The sequence below is a fragment of the Desulfoprunum sp. genome (assembly GCF_053613775.1).
Genome location: NZ_JBSHXH010000008.1, coordinates 93,578 through 109,436 on the forward strand (window position 1 = coordinate 93,578; position 15,859 = coordinate 109,436).

The window sequence follows — 15,859 nt, forward strand, 5'->3', positions numbered from 1 at the left end:
TCTGGCGATTGATGGATGGGGTTGACGGCGCGGGACAGGGAAACCATTGTACAGGAAAGATCGCTTCCTGTCGATTTATTGGGGAATTATCAGGACGCCATTTGCACCGCCATGGAAGAAAAAAATCCCTCCCCTTATTCGAAAAGTGCCAGCTTCTCGTGCAGCGAGGCCCCTGTAATCGGCCGCTGCAGATAGGCGTCAAGACCGTTGTCGACAAACCTCTGGCCTTCATCCGGGGCCAGGGTACCGATCCCGAGAATGTACGAATGCCGACCGGAATAATCCTCCAGCTTCCTGATGATGCGGGTCACCTCCAGACTGTCACCCTGAGACATCTGGGTATCGAGCAGGATCAGATCGAAATTGGCGAGTGACGCCTCATACATCGCCGACCGGCCGGTTTCGGCAATCACGACATTCCACCCGGACTCGATCAGGGAACTGATGATGAAGTTCTGGCTCGCCGGGTCATTGTCGATCACCAGGGCCCTGTTGGTGAGATATTTGATTAGAATATCGATAAGATCGGACTTCTCCACCGGCTTGGTCAAATAATCATCCATACCGGCCTGGAGACATTTTTCACGGTCTCCCCGCATGGCGAGGGCAGTCAGGGCGATGATACACTGGTGGCCGCCATGCTGTCGTTCGTAGTCGCGGATTTTCCGGGTTGCCTCGAGGCCGTCCATCACCGGCATCTGCACATCCATCAGGATGACATCATAACAACCTTTTTTGGCCTCGCGTACGGCCAGTTGACCATTTTCAACCGAGGTCACCTCCACACCAGCCTGCCGCAGCAGCGTTTCCGTCAGGACCCTGTTGATCGGCTCATCCTCGGCGAGCAGGATCTGCGCCCCACGCAGGGCGTATACCGCCTTTTCTTCGGGGATCTCGTACGACTGGTTGGCCAGCTCATCAAACGCCTCAATATCGGTTACCTCCTTGACCGGCACGGTAAACCAGAAGGTCGAACCCTTGGCGCCGCTCTCGAGCCCAATCTCGCCCCCAAAGAGCCTGACCAGCTGGGAAGAAATGGTCAGTCCCAGGCCGACTCTCCCGGTCGCCAGGGCACTCTCCGAACCGACCTGCTGGAAGGTATTGAGGATCTCCTTGCGCCGTTCGGGTTTGACTCCGGTTCCGGTATCGGCGACGGTAAACTTCAAGATCAACATCCCGTTGTCGTCGTAGCCGTCATTGGAAACCCGGATCGTTACGCTGCCTTTTTTCGTGAACTTGATGGCGTTGGCGACCAGATTGGTCAGAATCTGGACCAGGCGGGTCGGGTCGGAATGAATAAAGAGCGGGACATCGCGAGCTATTTCGCAAATCAGGGCAATATTCTTATCCCTCGCCGAAAGATCGAGCAGATAGAGATCGAGATCGAGACTTTCCTTCAGGTTGAAATCCTCGAGGTCAAGGACGAGACGACCAGCCTCGATCCGTGAAAAATCAAGGATATCGTTGACGACATCAAGGAGGCGATCGACCGACTCGTCGACCATTTCGAGGTACTGTCGCTGCTCCGGCGTAAGATCGGTCTCCAGGACCAGACCGGTCATCCCCATGATGCCGTTCATGGAGTTCCGTAGCTCATGGCTCATGTTTTCAAGAAATTCAGCCTTGAGGCGGTAGGCGTTTTTGGCCTGCTCGAGAGCCGCCTGCAACTCACGCGTCCTTCTCTTCACCTCTTCTTCGACCAGCACACTTTCCACGGTTCCGCCGGGGCGCTCACCAGTGAGGATCGAGAGTTTCACTTGTTCACGGAGAAAGGCGTTGGCTTTCTGCTGGGAACTCACTTTTTGATGCAGTTCCTGTATCTGCTGCTGCAGTTTTCTTGACTCCGACACCGACGATCCTCCCCTTGCGCTGGTTATATGGATTCCCCCCTATCCTCCAACTGAGATATGACTTTTTCAACTTACCAGAATATGAAAAAAGGTACAGAACAAACATTGACTTATAGCCGCCGTATGGTCGGTCAGGAGAATTTGTCATAATGGACAACAGGTATTGCAACAGGGAAAGGCGGTCCGGACCAGATGCCAGCCGGAGTCGATCGAAGGGAATATAATCGGGGACGATGAGATGAATTAAGACGAACGATACTCCATGATGGCCGACATCGCCTCGCGTATCGCCTGAAGCGGGGGGGCGTAATCATGGTCCTCTTCCGCCTTGGCGGCAAATTCAACCATCCTGGCAATATCCGCCCATCCCGTCTCCCCCATGTTCAACAGCTGACCCTTGAGATTATGGGCCACCCGGGCCTGGGCTGCACCAGAATCACCACCGGCCAGAATCTGATCCACAGAATCAAAGGTTGTCTGCAATGATCTCGCAGCACTCCTCACCATAAACTCCCCCTGCTCGTCGCTGAGTTTGTAGGTTAGCGAGAAATGTCGACGCAGACGATCGACAGAGACCGGGATCAGCTGACTATCAACCGAAACCTGTCACCATGACATGAGTGTATTCACTGTATCCATCACGATCATATCTTAAGATATCATACCGGAGCTCCGTGATGGATGTGATCATATCCTGATCACATCCTGCTCTATCAGACCGAGGTCACGGATATGGGTTTGGTTATCAACTTTTCCCGATTCAAGGGTTTTGTCAGGTAGGCCTCGCACTGTCCCTGACGAAAGGCCTTCATGATATTGCTGGAATCATCGACGGCGGTAACCATGATGACTTTGACCATGTCAAGCCCCCTGATACCATGCCGTTCCTCGATCCTGCGGATCTCCTGCAATGCCTGTTGACCATCCATCACCCGGCATCCTGTTCTCGGTACCGCATCTGTGTTTGGTGTAGTATAGCACGATCCCATTTGATTGAAAAAATGATGGGGCATAAAATATATCCTGCAGTATCAAATGTAACGATGAGCAAGTGGTCATCATTCGCTATAAATTTTTCTTTTTCACTTCCCAACACCTGTGGATTTTTGGGTTTCTCTGGAAATCAAAGGGGATTGTCTCCTTACTGATCTCACGCAGTGCAAACATCTGCCCGATCGCAGGATCAAGGGAAAATCGTCTGAAATTGGTTGAAAACACGAGGAATCCGTCATCCACCAGCCTCGCCATCGCCAAGGTCAGCAGCCGAACATGGTCACGTTGGATGTCGAATACCCGCTTTTCTTTTTTGGTGTTAGAGAAAGTTGGAGGATCGACAAAGATAACGTCATATTGTTCACGATTTTCTTCGAGCCATTGCAGACAATCGGCCTTGATCGTGGTATGGGCGAACCTCGAGAATCCGTTCAAGGCCAGGTTCATCCTGGTCCACTGGAGATAGTTTGCTGACAGGTCGACGGTTGTAGTCGAGAGAGCGCCCCCCATCCCAGCATGCACTGTGGCCGTTCCTGAATAGCCGAAAAGATTAAGAAATTTCTTTCCGTTCACCTTTCCGGCCAGACTGATCCTGACAAGGCGGTGATCGAGAAAGAGGCCGGTATCGAGATAATCAGTGAAGTTGACCAGGAACTGGCAACCATGTTCCCGGACCTCATACAACTTTTTCCTGCTTTCCCGCTGCTGGTATTGCTCACTGCCCTTCTGCCGCCGCCTGGTCTTGACGAATATCCTGTCTCGCCGAATGCCGAACAGTTCCTTGATCCCCTGCAGCGCATGGTTCAACCTGGCCGATGCCAGATCCGGATCCACCGATCCCGGCGGAGCGTATTCCTGAAGGTGCACCCATTTTTCATAGAGATCAATACTGAAATTATATTCCGGCAGATCGCGATCATAGATCCTGTAGCAATGCACACCTTCCTTGTCAGCCCATTTCTGCATTTTTTTCATATTCTTGCGCAGACGGTTGACAAACTCGTCGTTATTTCCGACCTCAGCCAGATTCCAGATGAACGGCTGATCATGTCTTTCCGGCACGGTTCCCACCAGCAATCGACAGGCCAGATCACCGTTGTAAAGCTTGTACCTTTTCTCCCATGCAAGCCCGAACGAATCGGTCAGTTCCGGACTGGACAAAAAGACCGCCAGCCTCCACCCGGGAAATCTCTGTCTGGCGATTCTGCCATAGGCCCGGTAGAGGAGCGCCACTTCCTCTTTCTCCAGAAGCCGCTCGCCGAACGGAAGATTCGTAAGGAGCATTCCGCTCCCTCCAGGCGACTCCAGCCTGGCGATCTCTCCCTGCCTGATCTCGATATGATCTGCAAGGCCGGCCCGCGCGATATTCATTTTCGCGGCGGTCACCATCGCCGGATCGGCATCATACCCCAGAAACCGTGGCCAATGTTGAGACAGGCCCGCTTCTTCACGGGCTATCGCCTCGTCAACGAGCGTTTCCCACAGGGAGGCGTCATGCTGCCTCCACCCCATGAAGCCAAACCTGTTTCTCGATAATCCCGGCGCCGAGTCGCCGAACATCAGGGCTGCCTCGATCAGCAGGGACCCGGTTCCACACATCGGGTCCAGCAACGCCTCTCCCGGATGGTCGGTCCAGCCGCTCAACGCCACCAGAGCGGCGGCAAGGGTCTCCTTGAGCGGGGCGGGACCGCCGCTGACACGATATCCCCGCCGATGCAGACTGTCGCCGGAAAGATCGAGGGAGATTTGGGCGATAGAATCCTGGATATGTAAATGGAAGCGAACCCCGGGAGCGTTGGTATCGACCGACGGCCTGCGGCCGAGACGGTCGCGGAAACTGTCTGCAATCGCATCCTTGAGTCGTAAGGCGGCAAACTGACTGTGCTTGAGAAGGGGTTCCCCGGACAGTGTGCAATCAATGGCAAAGGTCGTCTCCAGCTCCAGATGGTCCTGCCAGGCCACGTCCCGGCTCCGGCCATACAGCACCGACTCGTCCGCCATGTCGAACGATTCCAATTCGAGGAAAACCCGTGACGCAAACCGAGACCACAGACACGCCCTATAGCCGCTGGCCAGGGCGCCCTCCCAGGACACCAGTCCAGGCGACTGACGGATATTCCGGCCCTCAAAGGATTCGACCTCCCCCGTTACCAACCCTTCCATTCCAATTGCACAGCTGGCCGCGAGTCTGTAGTATGCACTGTCCATCAGTTTTATGTCTCTGTAGTTCAGCTGTTTGGGGGAGGATCAGCTTCTGCGTCACCGACGCCGGGAAAATATCAAATTTCCTTGACCTCCCGACGATTAAGGATAAAATATATGATTTGTTGAAATCTGTATATAATCATGCAATATCATTTTCAATATTGCCTACCGTACCTATCAATCACTCGACGACAGGAGAACATATGAAAAAGACACTCTGCGGGACCGCCGTACTCATCACCCTTATCGGGTCTCTTGCCCTGTTCACCGGCGGCTGCAGCAAAAAAGCGGTCATTCCACCCGACAGCAGTGGTGCAAGTGCAACGGGCAGTGGTGCAGGAAGCAGTGGATACGATGAAAACACCCTGGCCTCGGAGGGTACCCTCGATGACCCCGGCAAAACCGGTGGTGGTTCTTCCATGGCGGACAGCGCTTCAGATGAATACAAGAGGCTGCACGGTCGTTGTTCCGACAACCTGTTCCCGATCTATTTCGACTTCGACCAATATGGCGTCCGCGCCGACATGACCGAGGTTCTGGTAAAAAACGCAGAGCACATGCAATCTGTCCCCGGTGGGGCGATTGTCATTGAAGGCAATACCGACGATCGGGGAACCAACGAGTATAACCTCGCCCTGGGGGAGAGAAGGGCGATGGCCGCCAAGCAGTATCTAGTCGACCTGGGGGTCGATGCATCCAGGATCCAGACCATCAGCTATGGTGAAGAACGTCCGTTGTTTCCCGGGCAGGATGAAGAAAGCTACAGCCAGAACAGAAGAGACGATTTCATAATGCAGTAGCGGCTGTTCACCTAACCCGCGGGTTGAATATGGTCTTCCCGCGGGTCAGTCGTTTCTGTTCGTCCCTCGAGTACCACTTCCAAAACCAAGCGAGCCACCTCATCGATACTCCTGCTGGTTGTATCAATGATCCTGGCGTCTTCGGCCTGTCGAAGTGGTGCAATCGCCCGCTCCCGGTCGTTCTTGTCCCGCAGCAGTGTCATTTCGAGAATCTCCTGCTCATCGGCGGTCTCGCCTCGCATACGGAGTTGCCGAACTCGCCTTCGGGCCCGTTCTTCCGGCCTGGCATCAAGAAAAAACTTGAACCTGGCCCGCGGAAAGACCACCGTCCCGGTATCCCTCCCCTCTGCAACCACCCCACCCGAATTGCCGAGTTCTCGCTGCAACGCCGTCAGCTTTTCACGTACCAGGGGGTTGGCCGATACCTTCGAGGCAATCATCGCCATCTCCGGGGTCCTGATCGCGCCGCTTACATCCTCCCCATTCAGTAGGACCCCGGTGTCATCATCTTCATTTTTACCGGGCAGCAACTGTATTTGAATCTTGGCAAGACTGGTCCGCATCGCCTGGTCGTCGCACAGATCAATCCGATTCCATTGCAGAAACAACCCCACCGCCCGGTACATGGCACCGGTATCGAGATAGGTAAAACCCAGCGCCCTGGCGATCTTTCTGCTGATCGTTGATTTACCGACCCCGGATGGGCCATCTATGGCTATCACAGCCTGTGATTCGATCATATTTTGAACCAATCGTTAGGCGCAGAAGGCATTGTCTCTTGAATCACAATCATCATCACCTGTAACCTCGTTCCGCACCTTTAACCGAGTGACGGCATCCTCGTTACACCAAGCATTTTTTCAAGGATATACGCAACTTTCAGTAGTGTCCCCTCATCAAAATGGGGGCCCTGAATCTGAATGCCGATGGGTAAACCGTCCTCACTGAATCCCCCGGGGACCGATATTCCCGGTATGCCGGCAAGATTGGCAGAAATGGTCATTATGTCGGAGAGATAAACGGCAAGTGGGTTATCGCTGTTTTCTCCCAGTCTCCATGCAGGAGTCGGGGTAACAGGAGACACCAATACATCGCACAATTCGAACGCTGTCTGGAAATCCTGTAAAATCAGCGTACGGACCTGCGAGGCTTTCTTGTAATAAGCATCATAGTAGCCGGATGACAGGGCGTAGGTACCTATCAGGATACGCCGTTTCACCTCGGCTCCGAAGCCGGCGGAGCGGGTATCCTTGTACATGGACATCAGGGTATCGGCCCTCGTATCACGACTGCCGAAATTCACCCCGTCATAGCGGGCCAGGTTGGAACTGGCCTCAGCTGGAGCGATCAGGTAATAGGCGGCGACACAATATTCCGTATGCGGCAGGGCAATGTCCACCACTTCGGCACCCGCCTGGCGGAGAAGATCGATCCCGTTTCTGACGACCCTTTCAACTTCAGGATCGAGCCCGGCGGTAAAATATTCCCGGGGCACCCCGATGCGCAATCCGCGGACATCTCCAACCAGAAACGATGTGAAATCAGGGACCTCGATTTTCACCGAGGTCGAATCGCGCTGATCATGGCCGCTGATGGCATTCATCAGAATCGCACAGTCGGTGACATCACGACAGAGGGGACCCACCTGATCCAGAGACGAGGCGAATGCCACCAGGCCATATCGGGAAACCCTGCCGTACGTCGGCTTCATACCGACCGTGCCGCAGAGGCAGGCCGGTTGCCGGATTGAGCCTCCGGTATCGGAACCAAGCGAGGCCAGGCATTCACCGGCGGAGACCGCCGCCGCCGATCCTCCGGAAGAGCCTCCGGCGACATACCCTTTTTTCCATGGGTTTTGCGGTACGCCGAAGGCACAGGATTCGGAGGTTGAACCCATGGCGAATTCATCCATCGACACCTTGCCCAGGATGACACCTCCCTGTCCTCTGATTTTTTCCACTACCGTGGCGTCATACGGAGGTATGAAATCTGCCAGTATCTTTGAACCGCAGGTGGTCCTCATGCCCTTGGTGCACAGGAGATCCTTCATGGCGACGGGGATACCGCACAAGGTCCCGACCCGCCCCCGCCTACGCTCACTATCGGCTTTTCGGGCCTGCTCGAGAGCCCCCTCGCGATCAAGAGTGATGAAGGCCCCCACCTCACCGTCGACCTGATCGATACGATCAAGACAGCTCCTGGTCAGGGCCTCGGAGGTTAGATCACCGATCGCCATTCTCGACATCGCCTCAGCGACGGTCAATTCATACAGATTCATGTAACCCTCGAAAATCCGGTCTGCTTCGCAGCCTGATGGAATTGGAAACGGGATCGCACATTTTCAGATGATCCGCGGAACCTGGAACATCTCCTCGTTATGCCCGGGAGAACAGGAAAGCGCCACCTTCTGCGGTAACGACGGCAAGACCCGATCTTCACGAAAGGCGTTGCACACCGATATGGCGTGGGTGGTCGGAGGAAGGTCTTTGGTATCCAACCCTTGCAACTTCTGCACATACGAAAGAATCATACCCAGTTGCTCTGTCATCTTCGACAATTCGCTTTCGGTCAGGTGCAAACGTGCCAGATGAGCGACATGCTCTACTTCGGCTCTTGATATCTTCATTGATCATAACTCCGAATCCAGGGGTATGTCTGGCTAGTTCCGCCTGTTACATGCCGGTTCAAGATATCCCTGAGAAAAAATAGTGTTGGATGATGTGAAATCGAAAATGCTCCTTGAAAAAACCTCGACGATAGAGGAATCGAACTGACTGCCGCTGCATCTGAGCAATTCCGAAACAGCCTCCCTCATCGTCATGTTCTTTCTGTAATTACGTCGGGAGGTCATGGCATCATAGCTGTCAACGACAATCAGTATCTTGGTCAGTTCGTCTAGATCTCCCCCCTTCAGACCATCCGGATATCCACTTCCATCCATGCGTTCGTGGTGATGGCGGATAATGAACTGTTCCCTCTCCATGAACCCGAGCGGTTCAATGATATTGGCGCCCACACTCGGATGTTTGCGGATGAGGACCCACTCATCCTCAGTCAATTTTCCCGGTTTCTGAATACACGACAGATCGATGACAAGCTTACCGATATCGTGGAACTGGGCCGCCCGACGCAAGACCAAGATATCCTGCTCGGCCAGCCCCACGGCTTTTCCCAGCATCACCGCATACTCAGTGACTCGCATGGTATGGCCCGCCGTGTAGTAGTCCTTCTCCTCCATGGCGTTCTGGAAACTGCTCATGAGTTGAAGGGTAGCATTCTCCAGACTGTTGCTGTATCTCAATAAGAGCTGGTTCTGCTCCTCCAGTTGCCGGGCCTTCTTTTGGATGTCGTCCTCAAGGTACTCCTTGTACCGCCGTTCCTGCAGGACATACGTTCTCTTTTCAATGGCTCTGCGAATCTTGACGTTGAAAATATCCAGATCCTCGATGGGTTTCGTCAGAAAATCATAGGCGCCCAGATTTATGGCTCTGACCGCATAATCCATCGAACCAGCTCCAGTGAGAAAGAGAACCGGGATGTTGTGGTCCAGCTGGTTCAAGGCATTGATGGTTGCAAAACCATCCATGTCCGGCATGTTGATATCAAGGATAATGACATCAAAACTGTCGTCAACGGCATCGATTACCCCTTTGCCGTCAGACACCGTCACCACGTTGTGACCGAACATCTCAAGTATCTTCGTCACCGTGGTGCGGACCATCACATCGTCATCCGCAACAAGGATCTTTGCTTGTTTCTTTATCAACAGAACGTCTCCGGAAGGAACCACCTCTCAGGTGGATTGCGAGGGCAAAATGTACAATTTCCGTATTTTTTTTGCAACTCCCCTACCAGTATATACCACTGCCGATACTTTTCTCAGGATTGATGCACCAACTATCTCCCTGTATATATTCGACGCGAGGGGTCCAGATTCCCGTGGATCACCCGTTGTTCGGTTATAATGAAATCGGCGGGCTGATCATGCGGTTGCTGGGGAATTTCACTCTGAACCTGAAGCTCAAAGGCCAGGGCGATCCGCAGGGCCGAAGGAAGAACCTCATTTGCAATAAAACGGTCATAAAATCCTCCCCCATACCCGAGCCTGCCCCCTCTTTCATCAAAAACCGACCCCGGCAGCACCACGATATCGATGGTTTTGTGATCGATTGTCCGTGTCTTCAGCAAATCCTTGCGTGGTTCAAGAATCCCGTAATAGCCGGGGACGAGATCTTTATCGGGATCGATCAGACGCACAGCGGTCATTGATTTTTCGTTAACGGAGACAAGGGGCACCGTAACGGTCTTACCGGATTCGAGCAGTTGCCCAATAAGTTCCAACGTTTCAACTTCGCTTCTGAAGTTGACAAACAGGAAGAACGTGGCGGGATCAAAGGGATTCACCAGGTCAAGAAAGCGATGACGAATCCTCTCGCTCTTTTCTTTTCTCTCCCCGGGACCGAGCATATCCCGTTGTGCCAGCACCTGCTTACGCATACTGTCGGTATCGCACATGGTTTCAATCCTCCAAAAAAAAATCGCCAACTCGACCTTGAGAGCTGGCGATGTATCCCTCCGGACAGGGGGTTAATTCACATCGGCACAATCAGTTTATTGGTCTCTTCATTCCATGTAACCACCAGATACCAGATGACCATGGAGGCAATGATCAACAGCAGGGTCGGGCCATACCCCATGACATCCGGCAGATAAACGTATGAACCGAGGACACCGTCCGCCTCAAAATCGTTCTCCCTGAACCATGCGGTCATGATCGAGGTCGAAACGGCAAAAAACGGCACCACCATCATCAGCTTCACCTGTCCCTCCCCGACGCGCCACAGGGTTCCGGAACCACAGCCACCCGCAAACATGGCGCCAAGTCCAAAAACAAAACCCCCGACAACCCCTCCCCAGCCGAAGGTCCCACGTACATAGCTGATGGGGTCGAGCACCGCCTCTCCCCCGGCCCGCATCGGCACGGCATATTTCAAGATCGCGGCTCCAACCGCCACGAGAACGATCGACAACATGACCGATTTCGCCATCGTGCAATCACCGGTCATATGAGGTTCGCGGAAGCCCTGAACCATACACCACCGTCCTCGCTGCATCGCATAACCCAGAGCGGCGGCAAGAATGATGACACCTCCGAGCGAGGCGATATAATCGTCATCCTCGTTGCCGGAAAACACGTTTGCCACATACAGAAGGACAACTACACCCGCGATACCGATGTAGGGCAGGACACCGGTGGGGATACTCAGCGTCTTGGCTCCGCCCGCGCCCCACTCGATATGTTCCATCTCGAGATAGAGGAGTTTGAGTCCCAGAATGACCCCGAACACCAGTCCCAGCCACATGGCAAAACCATTGGCGGCCAGATTACCGATGGCGTTATAGAACCCCCCGACATTGCACCCGCCGGCAAGCGAGGCGCCAACGCCCATCAGGATACCGGCGATGATCGCCTTGACCATCTCCCGATAAGGGGGAATCCTGAAGGCAAAATCCTTGCCCAGGCAGGCGGAGATGAAGGCGCCGCCGATAAACCCGATCCCGATGATTGATCCGGAGTCGATAAATACCGATCTTGGGGCTTCTTCATAGAAGGCAAAGATTCCGGCATCCGTACCGAGCAGGCCGGCCAGCCAGTACATGATCCAGTCGCCCCAATTCCTCAGGGCTCCTACAGCACCCCAGGGGCGCCACCAGGCCATCATCATGACCGAGAGAAAGGCGATGACGACCCCGGTTACGGTTGGATTCCACTCACTTTGGCAGATCGCCTTGTAGAGTTCACCAGCCTTGGTTTTCACAATACTTTCTTCACTCATGACTCATCCTCCAGGAAAATAATGTTTGTTCCTTGTTTTCAAACGAATTTTTTAAGCTCTACCCTCCGAAAAATCATTTGTCAAGAATGTATGGCCAGGGACTCCGTTATGGTCTCAATTTTTCGATTTCCTAAAAATTTTTTAATCATATTTTTTTCTATTATCAAACACTTACCATACAGAAATTTTGATCTTGACTTTACATTTTCGCTAAAGTAATAACACATAATGTTATTGTAAAATTCAGAAGAAATATGTTTACTTAGATCGTGTATTCACCTAACAGACTACCTATTCAATCCCAGGAGGACAATCATGAGTGATTTTAAAGTAGCCGCCGATGGAATTCAGCCGAAAGTGGTGCTTGATGCAAAAGGTCTGAGTTGCCCGATGCCGCTGCTGCGCACCAAAAAAGAGATCGGAAAACTCTCTGCCGGAGAGATCCTGCAGGTCGATGGAACCGATCCTGGTTCCCGCAACGATATTCCCGGTTGGTGTGAAAGATCGGGCCATGAATATCTCGGTGAGAAGGAACACTCCGGTTATATCAGCTTTTTCATCAAAAAAGGTTGATTCAAATATTACCTCCCGGATCGGTCTTTAACCGGACCGGTCCGCTCTGAACCACTTTCCAGCATATCTCTTTACTCCGCCGGAGGATACTATGGCAAAAAGTCTTGGTATTTTCGTTACCACAAAAGAAAGTCTCCCCCACGTGCTTGGCATAACCAAGGCTGCCAAGGCAAAGGGATCAACGGTCAAGGTCTTCTTTACCTGGATCGCCACTCACGCAAGCAAGGATCCCCTTTTTCCGACTCTGTGTGAAATAGCCGACGATGTGTCGATATGTGTCGACAGCTATAGAAAACAAGGATACGACATCAACGACGTTCCTACCGGTCTGACGCCAAAAAAGATGGCCACTCAAGCACAGCACGGCATAATAATTGAAGATTTCGACTGTTATCTCAGTCTGTAGAGGAGGGAGTGATGTCCGATTATAAAAAAGTTTGTTTCATGTACAGACACAAAGACTACGCTGTTGACGGGATAAGGTCGGCCCTGGGGCTTGCCGTCGAGAATATGTACTCATATGGCGTCGTCATGGATACACAGATCGAAGCCCTGGATGACAACACTCAGGAAAGCATCGAAATGTTGCGTGATATGGAAGGTGAAATCTATTCGACCGTACCTGCAAATGTTGAGAATCTCAGTCTTGAAGCGATTTCTTTGGAAGAATTGGGAGAGAAACTGCGCGATATGACCCATATCATTCCTTATGGTATAAAATAGCCCATATCCAAGGGAGACCGTTATTTATGAAGATTTTAAATGTATACCGATCCGAACCTGACGATACTACCAAAAAGCTTATTGAAATTGTTACCAGAGACAGGGAGTCGGATGAGTTCTATCTCAATGTCGAAAAACCTGATTACGATCAGCTTGTTGATAAAATTTTTGCCGCAGATCAAACCATAAGTTGGTGGTAAGAGAAAGGGATTGCATGAAACAGAAGGATCAAGGCACGATGGAGAAAAGAAACATCGTGCCTTGATCTTTTAAGCGATAAGTTTGATGACTGACTGCATGACAGCATTGTGGAATATTGGCCTGAACCAGCGTATTTTTTCGTTCGCTCGACTTGGATGAACCCTGTTGGTCAGTAGGACAACTGCCACTCCCCTTTCGAGATCGATCCAGAAAGATGTGCCGGTGAAGCCGAGATGACCGACACTCAGAGATGAGAATAATTGTCCGCTGCTTGAATTGATCTTTGACGGTGTATCAAAGCCATAGCGCCAGGCCGAATCGGACCTATACGCGAATATATCCCGCAAGAGATTCGAAGAATAGTTCGGATGCTCTTCATCTCCTCTCCATTGTCTGAGTAAATGGCTGCAGATGCTCAGTACCCCTTCAACTGTGCCAAACAGTCCCGCATGGCCGGCAACTCCCCCCATGCTTCTGCAGTTTTCGTCATGAACCTCTCCACAGAGCATTTTTTTGGTCCAAGGACACAATTCCGTCGAAGCCACAAGTCTGTCGCTTATTTTTTTCCTATTTGGTGAAAACAATAGTTTTTTTTCCAGCGATAGAGGCATCGCAACATTGGTTTCCCAAAACGCATCAAGAGATTCGCCCGACAGTTGTTCAATAGCATGACCGAGGAGTATAAAGCCGAGATCACTGTAAATGGTTTTTGTTCCGGGCATATACTCAATTGGCTCGTTGAGTATCCAATCCACCATCCTCGCCTTGCGAGCCTGCTCATCAGCAATTTGCATTAGACCAAGATAATAGGGTTTATACGCCGGCAAACCCGAACTGTGCTGTATCAGACCGGTAAGGTTTATTCCTTTCTTTTCGGCTGGAACACTGCGCTGCAGAAGGTCTGCGAGTGGTGTGTTCCAAGTGACCAATTTTTTCTCGATGAGAACGAGCAGGGACAATACCGTAACAAAAGGTTTGGTCAACGAAGCAAGATCGTAAAATGTCGTTCTCTGAACCTTTCTGCTGCGATTATGGTCAGTATAGCCGCAGATCCATACCACGTTTTCCTTTATATCATGCCTATCAATTATTATACCCCCGGCCCCTCCCGGAAATACCCCGTCGGACAAACCTTTCTGCAACACCTCCAGCCCTTTTTTTTCAAGGTCTTGAGAAAAGCCACCTTTCACCGTTTCAGGACGCAATTTCATTGAATTTTCAGCCAATTTGGAGTAAAGTAACCATTTGTCAGGTCGTTTTTTATTTGTCTGTTTTTATTGATTTTTTTATAATCGTTTATGCTGCCTGTTCACCATATATTAACATTAATTTCCACTCGAATTTCTCAAAATTTTTATTACTGTTTGTGCAAAGGTTGTTCATATCTCGATATCGGCAAAAACCGACCACTTATACAATGTGTGGTTGTTAAATAAAATTTATTTTAATTCAGTGTCTTATCCTACACTTCAACATTTCCCCACTGACAATAACAATAATAAAAAGAAATAATAAAAGGAGTCTACGATGCCTATCCATTGCTCCGTGTCTCGTGATATTCTCATCGAAGGGTTGAACAGTCTGCAGAACATAACAACAAAAAAGAGCACTACCATGGCAATACTCTCCAATGTGCTCATCGAGGTAGTACGCGAAGGAGAATTGATTCTTACAGGCACCGACCTTGAGGTAGGACTTCGATTGCATATCAGCGCCGACGTAATGGAAGAAGGAAGCATTACCCTTCCCTCCAAAAAGCTCTTCGAGATAGTACGTGAATCAGGAAACAACATGATCACTATCCAGGAAACTGAAAACAACTGGGTCGTCATTACCGCCGGGAAGAGCACCTACAACCTGGCAGGCATGGCAAGTGACGATTTTCCTGAATTTCCAGAAATCGAAGACGATACGTTCGTCTTGTTAGATTCCCATATATTTCTCGAACTCATCGATAAAATTTTCTATTCGATCGCCAATGAACAAGAGAACATCTACTCGTTGAACGCAGTACTCTTTGAAAAAGAAAAGAAGGAAGGTCTCACCTACCTCAAGATGATCTCTTCCGATGGCCATCGTCTATCCATTATGGAAAAGCAGGTTGACAAGGATATTGAAGCGTTGACTCTCAATCCCGTTACGCTGATCCCGAAAAAAGGAATTCAGGAGTTGAAGAAATTTTGTGAAGGGAGAGACGGTTTCTCTGTTTCGTTTGAAAAAAAACAAATGGTTTTAAAAGATGACAAGGCAACGATGGTCATTCGATTGAAAGGCGGCGAATTTCCCAACTACAATGCCATAGTCAATTCTATCAGACAGGAAAACAAAATGGAGATGGATAGGATTCCTTTTCTTGATTCATTGAAACGCATCAATCTATTTACTGAGGATAATTTTCATACCATCAGGATAAGCATAGAAAATAACAAAATGATTCTGTCGTCACAAAACGCCGAATTGGGAAATGCCAAGGACGAACAGACCATCTCGTATTCAGGCGAGCCAATGGTTTTGGGTTTCAATTGTCGTTATTTCATTGAAACCCTGCAGGTCATGGAATGTGAACGTTTGGAAGCCTACATCAACAGCAGCAGCAGTCCATGCATGTTGAGATCGGATACAGACACTGGTTTTCTTAGTATTATTATGCCGATGCAGCTATAATACACTGAATTTT

Annotated in this window: 17 protein-coding genes; 6 read left to right on the forward strand and 11 right to left on the reverse strand. The window is 50.9% G+C overall.

Annotation, left to right across the window (positions count from 1 at the left end; translation table 11 throughout):
- Positions 1 to 134 precede the first annotated feature (134 nt).
- The 4 genes from ACWGKN_RS15215 to rlmKL form a co-directional block, all read right to left on the reverse strand.
- Entirely contained in the window at positions 135 to 1,850 is a 1,716-nt protein-coding gene (locus ACWGKN_RS15215) for a response regulator (RefSeq protein ID WP_424254828.1), read from the reverse strand.
- Positions 1,851 to 2,093: 243 nt separating this feature from the next.
- On the reverse strand, positions 2,094 to 2,312 hold the full coding sequence (locus ACWGKN_RS15220) for a hypothetical protein (protein WP_424254826.1): 219 nt from the start codon (positions 2,310 to 2,312) through the stop codon (positions 2,094 to 2,096).
- 251 nt (positions 2,313 to 2,563) lie between these two features.
- A complete protein-coding gene (locus ACWGKN_RS15225; protein WP_035231768.1) occupies positions 2,564 to 2,779 on the reverse strand; it encodes a response regulator in 216 nt (71 codons plus the stop codon).
- Positions 2,780 to 2,915: 136 nt separating this feature from the next.
- Positions 2,916 to 5,051: a bifunctional 23S rRNA (guanine(2069)-N(7))-methyltransferase RlmK/23S rRNA (guanine(2445)-N(2))-methyltransferase RlmL gene (rlmKL, locus tag ACWGKN_RS15230; RefSeq protein ID WP_035231767.1), complete on the reverse strand. Its 2,136-nt coding sequence runs from the start codon at positions 5,049 to 5,051 to the stop codon at positions 2,916 to 2,918.
- 200 nt (positions 5,052 to 5,251) lie between these two features.
- Between rlmKL and pal the strand changes: the two genes are divergently transcribed.
- Positions 5,252 to 5,848 carry a peptidoglycan-associated lipoprotein Pal gene (pal, locus tag ACWGKN_RS15235; RefSeq protein ID WP_052160189.1) on the forward strand — a complete coding sequence of 199 codons (597 nt, stop codon included), beginning with the start codon at positions 5,252 to 5,254 and terminating at the stop codon, positions 5,846 to 5,848.
- 11 nt (positions 5,849 to 5,859) lie between these two features.
- On the opposite strand, the gene cmk is transcribed toward pal, so the two are convergent.
- The 6 genes from cmk to ACWGKN_RS15265 all read right to left on the reverse strand — a co-directional run bounded on the left by cmk (position 5,860) and on the right by ACWGKN_RS15265 (position 11,685).
- Positions 5,860 to 6,588, reverse strand: coding sequence for a (d)CMP kinase (gene cmk, locus ACWGKN_RS15240; RefSeq protein WP_452095563.1), 729 nt, complete (start codon positions 6,586 to 6,588; stop codon positions 5,860 to 5,862).
- Positions 6,589 to 6,668: 80 nt separating this feature from the next.
- Positions 6,669 to 8,126, reverse strand: a complete 1,458-nt coding sequence (gene gatA, locus ACWGKN_RS15245) for an Asp-tRNA(Asn)/Glu-tRNA(Gln) amidotransferase subunit GatA (RefSeq protein WP_424254823.1) — start codon at positions 8,124 to 8,126, stop codon at positions 6,669 to 6,671.
- Positions 8,127 to 8,189: 63 nt separating this feature from the next.
- Positions 8,190 to 8,474, reverse strand: a complete 285-nt coding sequence (gene gatC, locus ACWGKN_RS15250) for an Asp-tRNA(Asn)/Glu-tRNA(Gln) amidotransferase subunit GatC (RefSeq protein ID WP_035231760.1) — start codon at positions 8,472 to 8,474, stop codon at positions 8,190 to 8,192.
- A 33-nt stretch (positions 8,475 to 8,507) separates the two neighbouring features.
- The gene (locus ACWGKN_RS15255) at positions 8,508 to 9,614 is read right to left on the reverse strand and encodes an HD domain-containing phosphohydrolase (RefSeq protein WP_035231758.1); all 1,107 of its coding nucleotides are present in this window, start codon (positions 9,612 to 9,614) and stop codon (positions 8,508 to 8,510) included.
- 131 nt (positions 9,615 to 9,745) lie between these two features.
- Positions 9,746 to 10,363: a 5-formyltetrahydrofolate cyclo-ligase gene (locus ACWGKN_RS15260; RefSeq protein ID WP_424254820.1), complete on the reverse strand. Its 618-nt coding sequence runs from the start codon at positions 10,361 to 10,363 to the stop codon at positions 9,746 to 9,748.
- A 77-nt stretch (positions 10,364 to 10,440) separates the two neighbouring features.
- Positions 10,441 to 11,685: a YeeE/YedE thiosulfate transporter family protein gene (locus ACWGKN_RS15265; RefSeq protein ID WP_035231756.1), complete on the reverse strand. Its 1,245-nt coding sequence runs from the start codon at positions 11,683 to 11,685 to the stop codon at positions 10,441 to 10,443.
- Between the two features lie 315 nt (positions 11,686 to 12,000).
- Between ACWGKN_RS15265 and ACWGKN_RS15270 the strand changes: the two genes are divergently transcribed.
- The 4 genes from ACWGKN_RS15270 (at position 12,001) to ACWGKN_RS15285 (ending at position 13,181) form a co-directional block, all read left to right on the forward strand.
- A complete protein-coding gene (locus tag ACWGKN_RS15270) occupies positions 12,001 to 12,258 on the forward strand; it encodes a sulfurtransferase TusA family protein (RefSeq protein ID WP_052160187.1) in 258 nt (85 codons plus the stop codon).
- A gap of 91 nt (positions 12,259 to 12,349) precedes the next feature.
- Positions 12,350 to 12,664 carry a hypothetical protein gene (locus tag ACWGKN_RS15275; RefSeq protein WP_035231755.1) on the forward strand — a complete coding sequence of 105 codons (315 nt, stop codon included), beginning with the start codon at positions 12,350 to 12,352 and terminating at the stop codon, positions 12,662 to 12,664.
- A gap of 11 nt (positions 12,665 to 12,675) precedes the next feature.
- Entirely contained in the window at positions 12,676 to 12,981 is a 306-nt protein-coding gene (locus tag ACWGKN_RS15280; RefSeq protein WP_035231752.1) for a hypothetical protein, read from the forward strand.
- Positions 12,982 to 13,007: 26 nt separating this feature from the next.
- Positions 13,008 to 13,181 (forward strand): hypothetical protein, encoded by a 174-nt coding sequence (locus ACWGKN_RS15285; RefSeq protein WP_424254817.1) that lies wholly within the window; start codon positions 13,008 to 13,010, stop codon positions 13,179 to 13,181.
- A gap of 69 nt (positions 13,182 to 13,250) precedes the next feature.
- Here ACWGKN_RS15285 and ACWGKN_RS15290 read toward each other — a convergent pair whose 3' ends face one another.
- Complete coding sequence (locus ACWGKN_RS15290) at positions 13,251 to 14,393, reverse strand: serine hydrolase domain-containing protein (RefSeq protein ID WP_452095564.1); 1,143 nt, start codon at positions 14,391 to 14,393, stop codon at positions 13,251 to 13,253.
- 316 nt (positions 14,394 to 14,709) lie between these two features.
- Here ACWGKN_RS15290 and dnaN point away from each other — a divergent pair, with 316 nt between their 5' ends.
- The gene (gene dnaN / locus ACWGKN_RS15295; RefSeq protein WP_452095565.1) at positions 14,710 to 15,846 is read left to right on the forward strand and encodes a DNA polymerase III subunit beta; all 1,137 of its coding nucleotides are present in this window, start codon (positions 14,710 to 14,712) and stop codon (positions 15,844 to 15,846) included.
- Positions 15,847 to 15,859 lie beyond the last annotated feature (13 nt).